This is a genomic window from Peribacillus sp. NJ4 (genome assembly GCF_030348345.1).
In the GTDB taxonomy this organism is placed as follows: domain Bacteria; phylum Bacillota; class Bacilli; order Bacillales; family DSM-1321; genus Peribacillus.
On sequence record NZ_JAUCFQ010000001.1, the window covers coordinates 158,039 to 173,820 of the forward strand.

16 protein-coding genes are annotated in these 15,782 nt (G+C 42.0%); 12 read left to right on the forward strand and 4 right to left on the reverse strand.

The window, feature by feature from the left end:
* Positions 1–65: 65 nt before the first annotated feature.
* Both QUF94_RS00795 and QUF94_RS00800 read right to left on the reverse strand, forming a co-directional pair.
* Positions 66–737 carry a lysoplasmalogenase gene (locus QUF94_RS00795; protein WP_289314185.1) on the reverse strand — a complete coding sequence of 224 codons (672 nt, stop codon included), beginning with the start codon at positions 735–737 and terminating at the stop codon, positions 66–68.
* A 135-nt stretch (positions 738–872) separates the two neighbouring features.
* Entirely contained in the window at positions 873–2,135 is a 1,263-nt protein-coding gene (locus tag QUF94_RS00800) for a dicarboxylate/amino acid:cation symporter (protein ID WP_289314186.1), read from the reverse strand.
* A 166-nt stretch (positions 2,136–2,301) separates the two neighbouring features.
* Here QUF94_RS00800 and QUF94_RS00805 point away from each other — a divergent pair, with 166 nt between their 5' ends.
* The 3 genes from QUF94_RS00805 to QUF94_RS00815 all read left to right on the forward strand — a co-directional run bounded on the left by QUF94_RS00805 (position 2,302) and on the right by QUF94_RS00815 (position 4,613).
* Entirely contained in the window at positions 2,302–3,108 is an 807-nt protein-coding gene (locus QUF94_RS00805; RefSeq protein ID WP_289314187.1) for an alpha/beta fold hydrolase, read from the forward strand.
* A 283-nt stretch (positions 3,109–3,391) separates the two neighbouring features.
* The gene (locus tag QUF94_RS00810) at positions 3,392–4,147 is read left to right on the forward strand and encodes a threonine/serine exporter family protein (RefSeq protein WP_289314188.1); all 756 of its coding nucleotides are present in this window, start codon (positions 3,392–3,394) and stop codon (positions 4,145–4,147) included.
* A 16-nt stretch (positions 4,148–4,163) separates the two neighbouring features.
* Positions 4,164–4,613, forward strand: coding sequence for a threonine/serine exporter family protein (locus QUF94_RS00815; RefSeq protein ID WP_289314189.1), 450 nt, complete (start codon positions 4,164–4,166; stop codon positions 4,611–4,613).
* A gap of 120 nt (positions 4,614–4,733) precedes the next feature.
* On the opposite strand, the gene QUF94_RS00820 is transcribed toward QUF94_RS00815, so the two are convergent.
* On the reverse strand, positions 4,734–6,272 hold the full coding sequence (locus QUF94_RS00820; RefSeq protein ID WP_289314190.1) for a solute symporter family protein: 1,539 nt from the start codon (positions 6,270–6,272) through the stop codon (positions 4,734–4,736).
* Between the two features lie 12 nt (positions 6,273–6,284).
* Positions 6,285–6,605, reverse strand: a complete 321-nt coding sequence (locus QUF94_RS00825; protein ID WP_370017128.1) for a DUF485 domain-containing protein — start codon at positions 6,603–6,605, stop codon at positions 6,285–6,287.
* A gap of 288 nt (positions 6,606–6,893) precedes the next feature.
* Here QUF94_RS00825 and QUF94_RS00830 point away from each other — a divergent pair, with 288 nt between their 5' ends.
* The 9 genes from QUF94_RS00830 (at position 6,894) to QUF94_RS00870 (ending at position 15,739) form a co-directional block, all read left to right on the forward strand.
* Positions 6,894–7,847 carry an efflux RND transporter periplasmic adaptor subunit gene (locus tag QUF94_RS00830; protein ID WP_289314192.1) on the forward strand — a complete coding sequence of 318 codons (954 nt, stop codon included), beginning with the start codon at positions 6,894–6,896 and terminating at the stop codon, positions 7,845–7,847.
* A gap of 1 nt (position 7,848) precedes the next feature.
* Complete coding sequence (locus QUF94_RS00835) at positions 7,849–8,589, forward strand: ABC transporter ATP-binding protein (protein WP_289314193.1); 741 nt, start codon at positions 7,849–7,851, stop codon at positions 8,587–8,589.
* The gene (locus QUF94_RS00840; protein WP_353957647.1) at positions 8,516–9,706 is read left to right on the forward strand and encodes an ABC transporter permease; all 1,191 of its coding nucleotides are present in this window, start codon (positions 8,516–8,518) and stop codon (positions 9,704–9,706) included. Before QUF94_RS00835 ends, QUF94_RS00840 begins: the two co-directional genes overlap by 74 nt.
* A 108-nt stretch (positions 9,707–9,814) precedes the next feature.
* Positions 9,815–10,486, forward strand: coding sequence for a response regulator transcription factor (locus QUF94_RS00845; protein WP_289314194.1), 672 nt, complete (start codon positions 9,815–9,817; stop codon positions 10,484–10,486).
* 10 nt (positions 10,487–10,496) lie between these two features.
* On the forward strand, positions 10,497–11,735 hold the full coding sequence (locus tag QUF94_RS00850) for a sensor histidine kinase (RefSeq protein WP_289314195.1): 1,239 nt from the start codon (positions 10,497–10,499) through the stop codon (positions 11,733–11,735).
* A 105-nt stretch (positions 11,736–11,840) separates the two neighbouring features.
* Entirely contained in the window at positions 11,841–12,293 is a 453-nt protein-coding gene (locus QUF94_RS00855) for a hypothetical protein (protein WP_289314196.1), read from the forward strand.
* A 265-nt stretch (positions 12,294–12,558) separates the two neighbouring features.
* Complete coding sequence (locus tag QUF94_RS00860; RefSeq protein ID WP_289314197.1) at positions 12,559–13,743, forward strand: NupC/NupG family nucleoside CNT transporter; 1,185 nt, start codon at positions 12,559–12,561, stop codon at positions 13,741–13,743.
* A 159-nt stretch (positions 13,744–13,902) separates the two neighbouring features.
* Positions 13,903–14,862 (forward strand): peptide-methionine (R)-S-oxide reductase MsrB, encoded by a 960-nt coding sequence (gene msrB / locus QUF94_RS00865; protein ID WP_289314198.1) that lies wholly within the window; start codon positions 13,903–13,905, stop codon positions 14,860–14,862.
* Between the two features lie 19 nt (positions 14,863–14,881).
* A complete protein-coding gene (locus QUF94_RS00870) occupies positions 14,882–15,739 on the forward strand; it encodes an STAS domain-containing protein (RefSeq protein WP_289314199.1) in 858 nt (285 codons plus the stop codon).
* Positions 15,740–15,782 lie beyond the last annotated feature (43 nt).

The following is a 15,782-nucleotide window of genomic DNA, read 5'->3' on the forward strand; positions in this document are numbered from 1 at the left end:
CAAGCAGAGCTGTGAATGCCTTTTTTCATGAAATTGTTTCATGTGGAACGTACGATTATTCGGATTCACTGGATAGGCAGTTCTCTTTTCGAACCTTTCGATAAATGGAAAGAAGGACTCATGCGAATGCTTCTAGCCATGAAAAACTGAGCTGTATAGTAGGTAAGCATGATCAGTGGATCAGAAAAGGCAACATCTTCGATAAATTTGTTCCAAGATAAAATGGAGTCGGAAATCACGAACAGAACTCCGCCGATGATTGCGGCTGCATTTCCGGTCATAAAAGCCGCCCAACCCATGAGGGAGATGACCGTTACATAACAGATTACAGGGATGATGAGGCTATTTTCACCTTTTTCAATTAAAGAAAGTACAATTTCACGACCAATCCAAGTGGAGTAAATACTGATTGGAAGAATCGTCGCAAATCGCAGCCAAGAAAAGGTCCATAGCTTAAAGAACGCCGAAATATAGAAAAGGTGGCCGATCAAGAAGGCGGAAAGCCCGATGACGAACCAGATTAACAAACCATCACCAAGCATGCAAAAGAATAAACCAAGAAGTATTAAGGATTGGTAACGATCCCGCGTTCCCCCTGTTGTGCATGCATAAAGCAAAATCAATAACATGGGAATGACCTTGAACATGATTTTTATGGTTATAGGCTCTTCCGGTATAAAAAAAATATATAATAGTCCCGTGAAAAGGATGGCAGCGGGTAAGCATTTCATTAGCATTTAATTCCCTCCTTCAATCTTTAATTCTATGTAAGGGGAAGGAACCCCTTGTCAATTAAAGAACTGTTTGAAAGAAAGATGTGAAAATTAAAAAACTGACTCCCGGTAACCAGGAGTCAGTTTGATGTTATAGAATCATACGGCTTCTTTAACGAATGCTTGTTTTAGCCAGTTTTTACCCTCAACAAGCCTTGTGACAAGCATGGCACAAACCGTGTTTCCTGTTGAGTTAAGCAGTGTAGCGGGAGCATCGATGATCGTGGATATAACGGCAATGATCGGCAGGACTTCAACAGGAAAGCCGAATACACTAAGGATGAGCATTTCCCCAATCATACCGCCCCCAGGAATGGCACCCATAACAGCTCCAACCAGAAAGGCAACGGCAAGTATACTTAAAATGCTTGAAATGCTTGTCATATCCTTTCCAAATAAGCTGAATAGGAAAACGATTTTCAATACCCCGCCGAATACAGAACCATCTTTATGAGTGTTGGCTCCGAGTGGGATGACAGTCTCCGCTATATCCTTTGGCACGCCCATTTTCTTGACCGATTCCAGATTGACTGGAATTGACGCGGCACTGGAACAAGTGGCGATGGCTGTAATGGATGGTGTCAGCGCATTTTTCCAAAATAGTTTAACTCCATCTTTCCCACCTGCGATAAAGGCATACAAAGTGAAGAAGCCGAAATAATAAATTAAGGCTAAGACTAGATAAAGAATGAAAGTGCGAGCATACCCTTCTAAAATCTGCGGCCCAAGCTGGCCGATAATCGCCGCAAAATAAGCACCAAGTCCAATTGGAGCATAGTACATGACGATTTTGACGACTTTCATCATGACAGCTGTACCCGCTGTCAAAAACTCGGTAATCGGTTTTGCTTTCTCACCGACCAGTGCAGTGGAAAGTCCGATTAGAACAGAGAAAACGATAAGTTGAAGCATATTGCTTCTGGAGAACAGTTCTGGAAAATCGGACACGGTTACTGTGTTGACCAGTTGACTGAAGAAAGGAACTTCCTCAATGGTCTCTTCAGAGGAACTGTTTTCCATCAGTTCTTTAATGGCTGTCGTATCTGTGCCTTCCAATGGATTGATGATGGTTGTCCCAATAAATCCAATGACGGCAGCTAAAGCGGCTGTAGTCAGGAAAACGACGACGATACTGCCCATGATTTTCCCGAGACGCTTCATTCCGCTCATATTGGCAATCGCTGAAGCAATGCTGAAAAATACCAATGGCACGATGATCGTGAACATCAGATTTAGGAATAAGTCCCCTAGCGGCTGTATGACCGAGGTTTTCTCCCCGAAAACGACGCCCGCTATCCCACCGATAATAATGGCAGTGAGTAGTATTAAAGAGGAACGATAGTTTTTGATAAAGCTCTTCATGAAAATTCCGTCCTTTCAGGATGAATATATCAATAAAAATATACTTCATTATCAACTCTAAAATGAGGTTTGACAATATTTTTTTATAGGAAGGAATGTTAAACGATAAAACGCAATAAATAATAATAGGGAATGGATTGTGAAAATACCGTGAAGGAGGGATGGAATGGCATATATTGAGGTGGAAGAAGGCGTTCGGTTGTTTTATGAAGAAAAGGGACAGGGAAGACCAATTATTTTTATCCATGGTGTATGGATGAGCAGCCGGTTCTTTAGAAGGCAGCTTCCGTCCTTTTCAGAAAATTATAGAACGATCTTACTTGATTTAAGAAGCCATGGCCAGTCAAATCATGTTCATTACGGAAATACGGTCTCCGTTTATGCAAAAGATCTTCATGCGTTCATTGCTAAACTGGGATTAAAGGATGTCATACTCGTAGGCTGGTCCATGGGGGCTTTTGTCGTCTGGGATTATCTGAAGCAATTCGGTGAAGGAAATATACATTCAACAGTGATTGTGGATGAATTGGCCTCTGATTTTAAGTGGCCCGATTTTAATATTGGTGCATTTGATATGGACACATTGATTGCCTTCATGACTGAAATTCAAACGAATCGTACCCCATTTTTACAAAGCTTCCTTGCCTCCATGTTTAAAAATGAATTATCTGTAGCGGATGCAAGCTGGATGCTTAAGGAAGTGACCAAAATGCCGGAATCCATTGCCAGTGCCATTCTATTTGACCAATCAATTGTTGACTATCGTGAATTCTTGCCAAAAATTAATATTCCCACACTTCTCTGTTTTGGAAGGCATGAAAAAGTGATTCCTGTAGCTGCAGGGGAGCATTTGCATAAAAACATTCCGAATTCCCAACTAGTAATCTTTGAAGATAGTTGCCATTGTCCATTTATGGAAGAAGGCGATTTGTTTAATGAAACCGTTGATTGCTTTATTCGAAAGGGAGTATAGTCGTACAGGATATGAAAAAGGGGATGCAGGGTTCGTGCCCGCATTCCTTTTCTTTATGGTTATAAATGAATTTTTCTACTAACTAAGCGGTTTCAGCAAGAAATAAAGGGAATACTGGTACTAAGGACGTCAGCCCTGCAATAAGATGGTGTTAATAATTTAAATAGGTAATATTTTTATATCCTTTTCACAGGAATTGGGCTATTATGAGGTGGATTTAAACTGGTAAGATCGTTATCTGTTATTGAGAGAAACTCATGCAGAAAGTGATGGAGAGGATAAAATGGATGATCAGTTACCATACAATGAAATTATAGATGTATGTTTGCTTGCGGGAAAAATCATGCTTCAGAACGGAGCGGAAACTTCGCGGGTGGAAGATACGATGGTGAGAATTGCTGCAGCTTTTGGATGCGGTGACTCACATAGTTTTTCAACCCCTACAGGAATCATTTTTTCGCTGGATGGTATGCACCCAGCTTCAAAATTGATTAGAGTTTCCCAACGATCTACAGATTTACATAAGGTAACGCTTGTTAACAGTATATCCCGAAGCATTTCCAGCAAGGAAATGACACCGGAGGAAGCTTATTTACGATTAAAACAAATCGAAAAGGCTGGGATGGGGTATCCCATGTGGGGTCAGATTTTTGCAGCTTTTATAGCGAGCGGCTGTTTTTTAATCATGTTCCAAGGACAGTGGAATGATTTCATCTGGTCCTGTATAGCTGGGGGAATGGGATTCTCTTGCCTGCTTTATTTGCACAGGTTACTGGAAGTTCGTTTTTTTGCTGAATTTATTGCCTCTTTGGTTGTGGGTTTAGTAGCTATGTTCTTTGTCCAGATTGGTGTTGGAAGTCATTTGGATACGATAATCATTGGAGCGGTGATGCCCCTTGTGCCAGGTCTGTTAATTACGAATGCAGCCAGGGATTTAATTGCAGGTCATTTAGTTTCGGGTCTATCCAAGGGTGCAGATGCAGGTTTGACTGCTTTAGCCATTGGGGCAGGAATATCTGCAGCGTTTGTTTTCTTATGATTTTAGGGGAGGAAGAATGATGTTTGCACAGCTTATTACAAGTTTCATTGCCTCAGCCGCCTTTGGAATCATCTTCAATGTACCGAAAAATTCATTGTTTCAATGTGGTTTCGTGGGGATGTTAGGGTGGCTTCTATATTTTTCTTTGGTTGAAAATGAGATAAACAGCATCATTGCAACATTAGCGTCTGCATTCATCGTTGCGGTCATCAGCCAGTATTTTGCTAAAAGGTATAAAACGCCAATCACGATTTTCAATGTATCGGGAATCATCCCCCTCGTGCCTGGAGGTTTGTCGTATGATGCGATGAAGCATTTTGTCGGAAATGATTTTTATGTCGCCGTTCAATTGGCCGCCAAGGTCTTCATGCTGGCTGGCGCGATTGCGATGGGGCTGATCTTTGCAGAAGTCATGAACCAGTTAGTAACTAAATACAATAGAAGGAAGTTAAGGTTGAGAAGTTAGGGTAAAGGAATCCAATTAATCTTCCTGATAATATGTTTCTAAATAAAGAGAAAGGAGAGCAGGCGGAATACCTGGATCTCCTTTCTCTTTTTTATATTACAAAATAATAAGTAATCTAGCTTATATAGAATCTTTCATTCCAGTGTTAGCTGTAACCAATATTTCATCGAATTTTTTGGCATCAGCCTTCTTGCTTGACAGCAGAGTTCCGACGATGGCTGCGATAAAGCCAATCGGGATCGAGACGATGCCTGGATTGGCAAGCGGGAATAATGGTTCCCCAACGAACATTGCGGCTCCCTCTACCGGTGACCAGACATTGGGACTTAGGAACACAAGCAATAAAGAACTGACCAGTCCAACTATCATGCCCGTAACAGCCCCGGCTGTGTTAAAACGTTTCCAGAATACCGTGAAGATGATGATGGGCAGATTGGCACTGGCAGCGACGGCAAAGGCAAGTGAAACAAGGAAGGCGACATTCATGTTTTGGGCAAATAAAGCAAGGATGATGGAGAGAATGGATACTCCGATGGATGCCCAACGGGCTGCAACGACTTGTTCTTTGTCAGTGGCCTGACCTTTACGGATGATGTGGCCATAAAAGTCATGGGCAAAGGCAGAAGCCGCCGATAGAACGAGACCTGCTACAACCGCTAAAATGGTTGCGAAAGCAACTGCAGAAACAAAGGCGAACAGGAAGTCACCTCCAATGGCTTCGGCAAGCAGCGGAGCGGCCATATTGCCGGCAGCATTCGCGGCTATGATTTTGTCATATCCAACAAAAGCTGCCGCTCCAAAGCCCAGGAAAATGGTCATTATATAAAAGATGCCAATGATCCAAGTGGCATATACTACGGACTTGCGGGCTGTGATGGCGTCTTTTACCGTAAAGAAACGGATGAGAATGTGAGGAAGTCCAGCTGTACCGAGTACCAGCGCCAAATTAAGGGATAAAGTATCCAAAGGATCCTTGAATTTGTTACCTGGGTTGAGGAAATCCCCGCCTAAAGGGGTGGCTGTTTTCATCTGCTTGAACATCTCGATCACGCTAAAGTCGAATTTCGCCAACACGATAATGGAGATGATGAATGTACCTGCCATCAATAAAACGGCTTTTACGATTTGGACCCAACTGGTGGCCGTCATACCGCCAAATACGACATAGACGGTCATTAAAATACCAACAATGATGACGGAGTATAGATAATCAATTCCAAGTAAGAGTTTTATAAGGGCACCTGCACCGACCAATTGGGCAATCATATAAAAGGTTGAAATGGAAATGGTGTTAAGGGCAGCGACCCCGCGTACCTTCTTTTCATTGAAACGGGCAGCGATCATGTCCGCCAGTGTATATTTACCAAGGTTACGGAGCGGTTCGGCCACGATATAGAGAACGACCAGATATGCAACCAGAAAACCTATGCTATAGAAAAAACCATCAAATCCAGAGAGTGCGACCATGCCGGCTATCCCCAAAAATGAGGCTGCGGACATATAATCACCCGCAATGGCCCAGCCATTCTGCCAGCCAGTCAGGCTGCTATCCGCCGTATAAAAGTCCGCGGTCGTTTTAGTGCGCCGTGAAGCAAAATAGGTAATGACCAATGTTAGTCCGACAATGATTAGAAATAATATGAAAGCAAGTATATTCATGGTAAATCACCTTTATCCTTTCGCTTCTTTAACGATTTTTTCTACTAATTGGTCAAACTTCGCAGCTTTTTTGGAATAGAGGATGCATAATGTCCAGGTCATGATAAATTGAGCGAAGGCAAAAACCCAGGCCCAACTGATTGCCCCGAAAGCATAGGAGTTAAGGACTTTAGAATAGGAAGTTAGTATGGGTAAGGTGAAATAAAAGACCATGAAAAAGATGGATAGTGGGACGATGAAATTGCGTTTTTTCCTTAGGAGTTCTTGAAATGATTGTGATTGGACAATCTTGGTGTAGTCAGTGGAAGCGCTTACCTCGGTTTCCTTTGCGATTGAATCGTTTGATGCCAAGTTGGTTCCCCCTTCATTCTATTAATTTGGTTTTCATTACCAATTTTTCTGATAACAGTATCAGTATATATTTTTCAGAATATATTGTAAATTTAAATGCTAAAATTAACTCTTTTTTCGTTCGACATAGTTTTAATTTTTAAGTAAAAGCAAAAGAAGTGTGCTGTATAAACGAAAGATCATGGAAATCAAACACATGACCATTAAGGAAAAGTTAAGCTTCTTTCACGATACTGGTTTCAACGAAGGAAATCTGAAAGGAGAAAAATGATGAAAAAGTTGATAATGATAGGTACGGTTTTAGTGCTGGCGATTGGGGGATGCGTTTGGTTTTTCATGAAGGACAATGCTGAGCCTGTAATTGCAAAGTCGGTGACGGCTACGGTTGAAAAGGGAGATCTTGAAGTTCAAATAAGCGGTTCCGGATCGGTCGCCGCAATCAATAGTGAGGACATCACCTCCTCGGTAACGGATGAAGTGGATGAAGTCCTTGTAGCGAAGAATGAATTGGTTGAGAAAGGTGATGAACTTATTACCTTCACGGATGGAAGTGACCCGATAACAGCCCCATTCGATGGTACAGTGACCACATTGGATGTAGAAGAAGGGGATCGTGTATCAAGCAGTGATGTGTTGGCACATGTTACGGATTATAAAAAATTGAAAACCACGATCAGTGTTGATGAATTGGATGTTCCAAGTGTTAAAAAAGGACAAACAGTTGAAATAAAAGCCAGTGCTTTTGAAGATGAAACGTTCACGGGTGAAGTGACGAGTGTAGCAAAGGAAGGTACATATGAGAATGGTGTTTCTTCATTCGATGTCACTATCAAGATTGACAAACCTGGAGATATAAAAATTGGGATGTCGACTGAAGTGAGCATTGTGACGAATAGTGTAAAAAATGTTTTATATGTTCCGATTGAAGCAGTCCAAATGGACGGTGAAGAGAAATATGTGAATATACAACAATCAGGTGCAACTGAAGGGGCTACCAGTACAAAGGCAACGGTTGAGACTGGGATCAGTAATGATAGGTATATTGAAATAACTTCAGGCCTTGAAGAGGGTCAGTATGTTTCCTTGCCCATTACCATCAATGAAAGTTCCACTGGCAGTGGCGGTGATGGAATGAGGGGAGGCCAAGGTGGCGAAATACGAATGCAGAGTGGCAGCGGAATGCCGAGCGGCGGCGGAATGCCAAGTGGCAAGGGAGGTCAGTAATATGGCGAACCCCATCATAAAAATAAACAACATGTCCAAATCGTATGAATTAGGCGGTGAAACGGTTAAGGCTCTTCAAGATGTCTGTCTTACAATCGATAAAGGTGATTTCATTTCCATCATCGGACCTTCCGGATCAGGGAAATCGACCTTCATGAACATGATTGGCTGCCTTGATAAGCCTGACATAGGTGAATATCTTCTTGATGGAAAAGAAGTGGAAAAGATGAAGGATAATGAGTTGGCTGCCATTCGAAACATCAAAATAGGATTCATCTTTCAAAATTTCAACCTATTGGCAAAACTGACAGCGTTAGAGAATGTCGAACTTCCCCTGGTTTATAGAGGGGCAAGTTTGAAGGAAAGAAGAGAAGTGGCCAATGCGTGCCTTGATATGGTAGGACTGAGTGACCGGAAGAATCATTTGCCGACCCAACTTTCGGGTGGACAGCAGCAAAGGGTTGCGGTTGCAAGGGCACTTGCCGGTAATCCTCCCGTCTTATTGGCGGATGAGCCGACGGGTGCTCTTGATAGCAAAACGAGTAAAGAAGTGTTGCAAATGCTGAAAGAGTTGAATGAAAAGGGACAAACAATCATTCTTATAACCCATGACTTGGAAGTGGCAAAAGAAGCAACTCGTGTCGTTCGGATTCAGGATGGTCAGCTATTTGAAAACGGAGGTGATTGGATTGAACCTGAGCGAATCAATGAAGATGGCTATACGCAGTATCAAAACCAATAAAGTCCGAGCATTTTTAACCATGCTTGGGATCATAATTGGAGTTGCCTCCGTAATCGTTCTGGTTTCGATTGGTCAGGGTTCCTCACAGTCTGTTCAGGATGAGATCAATAGCCTGGGAACGAACCTGATAACGGTAAGTGTCACGGATACCGACTCCGTGGAGCTGACGGATGACACAATTGAACAGTTTAAAGATCTGGGCGGGATATCGGAAGTTGCACCCGTGGTCACTGGCCGCGTTTATGCTAAAAACGGAGAAGCTTCGGCACAGGTTTCAATGACCGGTGCAACTTCATCCTATTTATCAGTTAGAGATCTAGAGCTCAGTCAAGGCCGGTTTTTGACGGATATGGAAACGGAATTACGCTCTAAGGTCGTTGTCCTGGGATCAGATACTGCCAACACGCTTTTTGAAAATCAAAAAGCTGTGGACCAGAACGTTCTTATCGGCGGCGTTTCCTATCGAGTGATCGGTGTGCTGAAATCGGTAGGCACCTCAATGGGGTCGAGCGGGGATGATGTAATCATTGCACCGATCACCACTGCCGAAAGGGCTACTGGCAGCACGACAATCGGAACGGTATATTTAAAAGCGGATAACGAGAATATCATTGATAGGGCGATGTACCAGGTACAAGGTACGATGACCACATCATTCCCAGAACAGAGTGATAACTATTCTGTGTCCAATCAAGAAGATCTGATGGATACAATGAGCTCTGTGTCGGATACGTTCACACTCATGCTTGGCGGTATTGCCAGTATTTCGTTACTAGTAGGCGGAATTGGAATCATGAATATCATGTTGGTTTCCGTCTCAGAGAGGACGAAGGAAATCGGGATCAGAAAAGCAATTGGGGCAAATCGGAAATCGATTCTTCTCCAGTTTTTAATTGAAGCGATGGTCTTGAGCTGCTTAGGGGGATTGCTGGGAGTTGGAATTGGATTGGGAATCGCAAAATTGATTTCAGTTTTTTCAAGTTTAACGATTAGTTATTCATGGTCGGTGACATTGTTTGCCTTCTTATTCTCCATTTTAATCGGGATAATCTTTGGCGTATTTCCTGCCAATAAGGCATCCAGGTTAAATCCAATCCAAGCACTGCGTCACGAATGAACATTCAATTTGAAAGAAAGCAGGCGATTAAAAGCCCGCTTTCTTTTGCATATGAAAAAGGATAAAATCAACATATATCACAATTGAGGCGGTTGGGAGGTACCCTGCATGAAGGTTTTGGTGGTAGAAGATAATGTTTCATTATTAGAATCGATCCGACAAATTTTGACGGATGAATATGAAGTGGATACAGCGGATAATGGGGAAGATGGGCTATTCAGGGCTCAGCAAAGTATATACGATATCATCATTTTGGATGTAATGCTTCCGGGAATCGATGGATTTGAAATCGTCCGGAAAATCAGGGAAGCAAGAATAGATACAAGTGTCTTGTTTTTGACGGCAAAAGATGCACTTGAGGATCGTGTCAGAGGATTGGAAATGGGTGGCGATGATTATTTAGTCAAGCCGTTCCAGGCACCGGAACTTAAGGCCAGGATTCGTGCCCTGCTTCGAAGGAGTGGCATTATATCGCTTGAGCAGCATGTGAAATACCGTGATATTGAACTGTTGGAAAAAGAAAAGGATATTTTGGTTGATGGAAAGGTCATTAAAATGACCTTGAAACAGTTTGAGTTACTGGAGTATTTAATTCAAAATAATGGAAAAATATTGACGCGTGAGCAGATTTTCGACCGCATTTGGGGGTTTGATTCAGATACGACGATTGCCATTGTGGAAGTGTTCATCCATCACCTTAGAAAAAAATTGGAACCTTTCAATTATCATAAAGATATTCAAACCGTTCGGGGTATTGGTTATATGCTAAAACAACCATAAGGGGATCATTATGTTCCAAAAAACACGGCTTCAACTAACATTATTGAATTCTATCGTCTTTATTGTCTTAATAGCCATCTTAAGCAGAACGATTTATTTCTATACAGAAAATCAGATCTATATGGATGTCAATGATTCACTTGAACAGGATTACAGGGATTTCAATAATGGAGGCATGCGAGGCGGACGCCCGCAAGGTGAGTTTCTCTTAGGACCGGGACCGAGTGTCATCGTTTGGGGACCGGATGATACGATCATTGAGCCAAGACTGAGTGTAGACAATTTTATTAAGGTTAATGAATCGGAATTTTACCCTGAAAGATTTGATGAGATTGAAGAAATATCGGTGAATGGGCCGACGTATCGTGCACTTTCCACCAAGGTCGATACGGAGTATGGCGAGATGACCGTACAATTCATCAGGAATGTGGATACAGAAAAAGAAATGCTCGATCGCTTGCTGCTCATATTGTTTGTTGGTGGAGGAATTGGAAGTCTAGTGGCGGTAGGGGCAGGCTATCTTCTAGCAGGACGGGCCCTTATACCAGTCAAGAAATCCTGGGATCAGCAGCAGCAGTTTGTCTCGGATGCTTCGCATGAAATTCGAACGCCGCTTGCTGTCATTCAATCGCGGGCTGATTTGCTATTTCAATCACCGAACGCGACAATCGAGGAAAAAGCCGTTGATATATCCATCATTTCGAAAGAAGTCCGACGATTGAATAAGCTTGTTAACGGACTATTGACCTTAACCAGAACGGATTCGAATCAAATGGAGGTTAAGAAATCGAACTTTTTCCTTGATGACTTACTTATCGATATCGTGGAACAGTATACGGATATAGCTTCTTTTCAAGGAAAATCAATCATTAGCCATGCTCCCGAACAGGTGGTGTTTCATGGGGATAAAGAGAGAATTCATCAGCTATTGGTGATCTTGGTGGATAATGCCATGAAATTCACCGAGGAAGGCGGGGAGATTTCCCTATCCTGCATAAAGAATGCTTCATCCATCATTCTTACTGTAGAGGATAATGGAAAAGGCATTCCGCAGGAAGACCTCCCCTTGATTTTTAACCGTTTTTATCAAGTGGAGCAATCCCGTTCAGCAAATGAAGGCTCCGGTTTAGGTCTATCCATAGCCAAATGGATTGTAAACACACATCAAGGGAACATCAAGGTTACAAGTGAACAGAATGAACGCACCCGTTTTGAAATCACTTTTCCAAAAAATCAAAAGAAAAATTAATAATGCTAATGACCTTTAATTTTTCCTTGTTGCTTAAGGAAAAATTAAGGGTCTTTTTAGATAATCCTTATGAGAATTAGATTTATTTTCGGAGGAGAATTCATGATGAATGTACTTGGTAAGTTACACTTATTGGTTGGAATATTGGCTTCGGTCCTTTTGATGGCTCAAGCAGTCATCGGGATCATGATGTATGTGAATGGCAGCGGCAATGAACCCATGAATGGTCAAGCGATGATGGATCGGCCTGTTGACCGCAACACAACTGAATCTGATGCAACGGGAGAATCATCGAAGAGTAGTACTGCTGCAACCGATGATTCAACTGCGGAAACAACACCAAATGATACACAGAGCAGTATGGCGGACGGGCCTAATGGTTCTGGAACTCCGGGGGAGATGCCAAGTGGTGGCGGTTTCCAAGGCAGAGATTCTTTTGCATGTAAATTCATCAATTTTTATCAAGGGGTAGGCGGGCTTGCTGCATCCATCATCATCTTTGTAATTGGAAGCACAGGATTGGTTACATCGATGATGTCCAGAAAAACAGCAGCCTAAAAAGTCGATATTATTTTAGGAAAGCGAAGGTTCCTTTCGAAGGGGAGCCTTCTTTTTTAATTCACGAAACCCATTATTGTCACTAATTGTTATTTTAAAAAGGGAAATAATAATTGCACTAAAAAAAATATTAGTTTAATATAGACTTCTGGAGAGGTACGTACATGTATTTTGGATGAAAGAGAAAACGTTTGCATAAATTTTTTGAGGGTAACCTACTATTAATGCACGATCATTAAATTCACCCTTAGTGGAGGCAGAATATATGAAATTTCTGATTGCAATTTTAGGACTGCTTATTGTTTTTGGACTAGCTATCTTAGCCAGCAGTGACAGGAAGAAAGTTAAAATTAAACCGATCATCCTCATGGTGATCATGCAGCTTATTTTAACTTATCTATTATTAAATACGAAGTTCGGTTTAGTGATCATCAATTCGATTGCCGATGGGTTCGGAAAACTTTTAGAATGGGCAAATGAAGGAATCACCTTTGTATTTGGCGGGATTGTAAACGAAGGAGCATCGCCCTTCTTTTTAAATGTCCTTCTTCCTATCGTATTCATCTCGGCATTAATCGGGATTTTACAGCACTTCAAGATCCTTCCGTTCATCATGAAGTGGATTGGATTTTTGCTAAGTAAAGTGAATGGGATGGGTAAATTGGAATCTTACAATGCGGTAGCGTCAGCAATAGTTGGCCAATCCGAGGTTTTCATAACCTTGAAAAAACAACTCGGTGCCATTCCGCCATCTCGCATGTATACGCTTTGTGCGTCAGCCATGTCAACCGTTTCGATGTCGATTGTCGGTGCTTATATGACAATGATTGAACCAAAGTACGTTGTGACGGCAATTGTTATTAACATGTTCGGTGGATTCATCATTGCATCCATTATCAATCCTTATACGGTAACGGATGAAGATGATATTCTCCCTATTGAAGAAGGGGCAGAGAAGCAGTCGTTTTTCGAAATGCTTGGGGAATATATCATGGATGGATTTAAGGTTGCTATCACTGTAGCCGCGATGTTAATTGGTTTCGTTGCATTAATTGCAGGAATCAACAGTGTATTTGACATGATCTTCGGCATCAGCTTCCAAGACATCTTGGGGTATATTTTTGCCCCGTTTGCCTTTATCATGGGGATACCAATTTCAGAAACAGTCACTGCAGGCGGAATCATGGCGACGAAGTTAGTAACAAATGAATTCGTTGCCATGCTGAGCTTAGGGGACGCATCAGCAGCCTTGAGCGATAGGACAATAGGGATCGTTTCAGTTTTCTTGGTTTCATTCGCTAATTTTTCATCTATTGGAATCATTGCAGGTGCAGTCAAAGGACTTCATGAAAAACAAGGAAATGTTGTGGCCCGTTTCGGCTTGAAGCTGCTATACGGTGCGACACTTGTCAGCATCCTATCAGCAATCATCGTAAGTGTGATACTTTAATTAACGGATCTAATATAAAAGAGGCACTTGGGTTTACTCCTAAGTGCCTCTTTTATATTTGTGTAGCAAAGATTGAAAACAATGGTTTTTGAATTTGAAGGTGTTTGGCTTACTGGTATATAATACATAAAATGACAAACGTGAAAGGGGAGTTTTAGGATGACGATGGGTGGAATAGAAACAGCTATCTTTGCAGGAGGTTGTTTTTGGTGCATGGTCGCTCCCTTTGATGAAGTGGATGGAATAATTAAAGTGACATCGGGTTATACGGGCGGTAATTTTGCCGCGCCTAGTTATAAACAAGTGATTACCGGTTCGACTGATCACGTTGAAGCGGTTCAAGTGGAATTCGATCCATCGATCATTTCCTATAAAGCGTTATTGGAGATATTTTGGCAGCAAATCGATCCAACGGATGACGGAGGACAGTTCTCGGATAGGGGAAAGCAATACAAGGCAGCCATTTTCTATCTTAATGAACGTCAGAAACAGGAAGCAGAGCAATCGAAGGAAGATTTAATGATGAGTGGGCGGTTTAAGGAACCTATTGTAACGGGTATTCTACCCTCGGGGAAATTTTACGCGGCTGAGGAATACCATCAAGAATTCTATCGGAAAAATCAATTTCGCTATGCTTTGTATCGTAAAGGCTCGGGGCGGGATGCTTTCATAAAAGAAAATTGGCCTAAGGATAATACACACCTTAGAAAGACCTTAACCGAAATTCAGTTTCATGTCACCCAGGAAAATGGCACGGAGCCGCCTTTCGATAATGTCTATTGGGATCACTTTGAAGAAGGGATTTATGTGGATGTCGTTTCTGGGGAGCCCCTATTCAGTTCGCGGGATAAGTATGATAGCGGTTGTGGATGGCCGAGCTTCACGAAGCCAATTATGTCGGCAAGTGTCAATGAAAAAATGGATCTCAGTCACCGAATGACCCGGACCGAGGTGCGCAGCAGGGACGCAGATTCACACCTTGGACATGTTTTTCCTGATGGCCCCAGTCCTAAAGGCACGAGATATTGCATAAACTCTTCCGCCCTCCGGTTCATTTCTAGAAATGAAATGGAGAGAGAGGGATATGGAGACTTATTATTACTTTTTAAAATGAAATAACTAGTTGAGGGGAACGCAAATGGATAAAATAGATGAAAATTTATATCGATACATCCTTGATAATTCTTCCAAGATTACGGAAAACTGGTTAGCTTTAAGGGAAAAGCAGTTTGGTTCCATCTATTCAATGGACTCTAATGAGGAAATCGAAAAGCTTCTTAGGGAACAGAATACATTGACCATCAAAACAGTGACCAGTGCTTTACTTGAAGATAAAACTGTTTTCATCGAAACAATGGAACAGTGGGCTACACTTGTTGCGAAAAGCAGGGTTGAATCGGACACACCCATTTACGAAGTGTTGGAAGCACTTAATAAGGTGCGGGAAGCATATTGGAGCTTTATCACTGATTATATGCTAAAGGATGATACGGGAATCACGAAGGCGACGATCATCCGTTGGAGCCGGCTTATTAATCGTGCATTCGATCAATTGAACCGTGAGTTCACTGAGCAGTATTATCTTTTGACAAAAGAACGATTATTAGCTCAACAGGATCTGATTAATGAACTGGGCGCACCTGTCATTCCCATTATTGATGCCATTGCGGTATTGCCGTTAATCGGTGATATCGATACCTACCGGGCAAAGGGAATTTTGGATACGACTCCAAGCAAATGCATTAGCAAAAATATTTCTCACTTATTCATCGATTTATCGGGAGTCTCCCTTTTAGATACGATGGTTGCCCAGCAGATCTATCAATTGATAAGCACCCTGAACCTATTAGGCATTCAATCGACCATTTTCGGCATTCGTCCTGAAGTGGCCCAGACATCGATTCAGTTAGGTCTTGATTTTAGTCAGGTTTCGACACATAGTACTCTTAAACAAGCTCTTTCCAAGCAAGGGATCAAACTTTACGAGAGAAAATGATATAAAGGGTCCAGAGAGTGAAAAAGAACCAGATCCCGCTAGG

What these genes read in the sequence shown, in the direction of transcription:
- QUF94_RS00860 (WP_289314197.1), top strand. Translation starts at nt 12,559, where the DNA reads ATGAAATTTCTGATTGCAATTTTAGGACTGCTTATTGTTTTTGGACTA.
- QUF94_RS00845 (WP_289314194.1), top strand. Translation starts at nt 9,815, where the DNA reads ATGAAGGTTTTGGTGGTAGAAGATAATGTTTCATTATTAGAATCGATC.
- QUF94_RS00800 (WP_289314186.1), bottom strand. Translation starts at nt 2,135, where the DNA reads ATGAAGAGCTTTATCAAAAACTATCGTTCCTCTTTAATACTACTCACT.
- QUF94_RS00870 (WP_289314199.1), top strand. Translation starts at nt 14,882, where the DNA reads ATGGATAAAATAGATGAAAATTTATATCGATACATCCTTGATAATTCT.
- QUF94_RS00820 (WP_289314190.1), bottom strand. Translation starts at nt 6,272, where the DNA reads ATGAATATACTTGCTTTCATATTATTTCTAATCATTGTCGGACTAACA.
- QUF94_RS00815 (WP_289314189.1), top strand. Translation starts at nt 4,164, where the DNA reads ATGATGTTTGCACAGCTTATTACAAGTTTCATTGCCTCAGCCGCCTTT.
- QUF94_RS00795 (WP_289314185.1), bottom strand. Translation starts at nt 737, where the DNA reads ATGCTAATGAAATGCTTACCCGCTGCCATCCTTTTCACGGGACTATTA.
- QUF94_RS00850 (WP_289314195.1), top strand. Translation starts at nt 10,497, where the DNA reads ATGTTCCAAAAAACACGGCTTCAACTAACATTATTGAATTCTATCGTC.
- QUF94_RS00805 (WP_289314187.1), top strand. Translation starts at nt 2,302, where the DNA reads ATGGCATATATTGAGGTGGAAGAAGGCGTTCGGTTGTTTTATGAAGAA.
- QUF94_RS00810 (WP_289314188.1), top strand. Translation starts at nt 3,392, where the DNA reads ATGGATGATCAGTTACCATACAATGAAATTATAGATGTATGTTTGCTT.
- QUF94_RS00830 (WP_289314192.1), top strand. Translation starts at nt 6,894, where the DNA reads ATGAAAAAGTTGATAATGATAGGTACGGTTTTAGTGCTGGCGATTGGG.
- msrB (WP_289314198.1), top strand. Translation starts at nt 13,903, where the DNA reads ATGACGATGGGTGGAATAGAAACAGCTATCTTTGCAGGAGGTTGTTTT.
- QUF94_RS00855 (WP_289314196.1), top strand. Translation starts at nt 11,841, where the DNA reads ATGAATGTACTTGGTAAGTTACACTTATTGGTTGGAATATTGGCTTCG.
- QUF94_RS00835 (WP_289314193.1), top strand. Translation starts at nt 7,849, where the DNA reads ATGGCGAACCCCATCATAAAAATAAACAACATGTCCAAATCGTATGAA.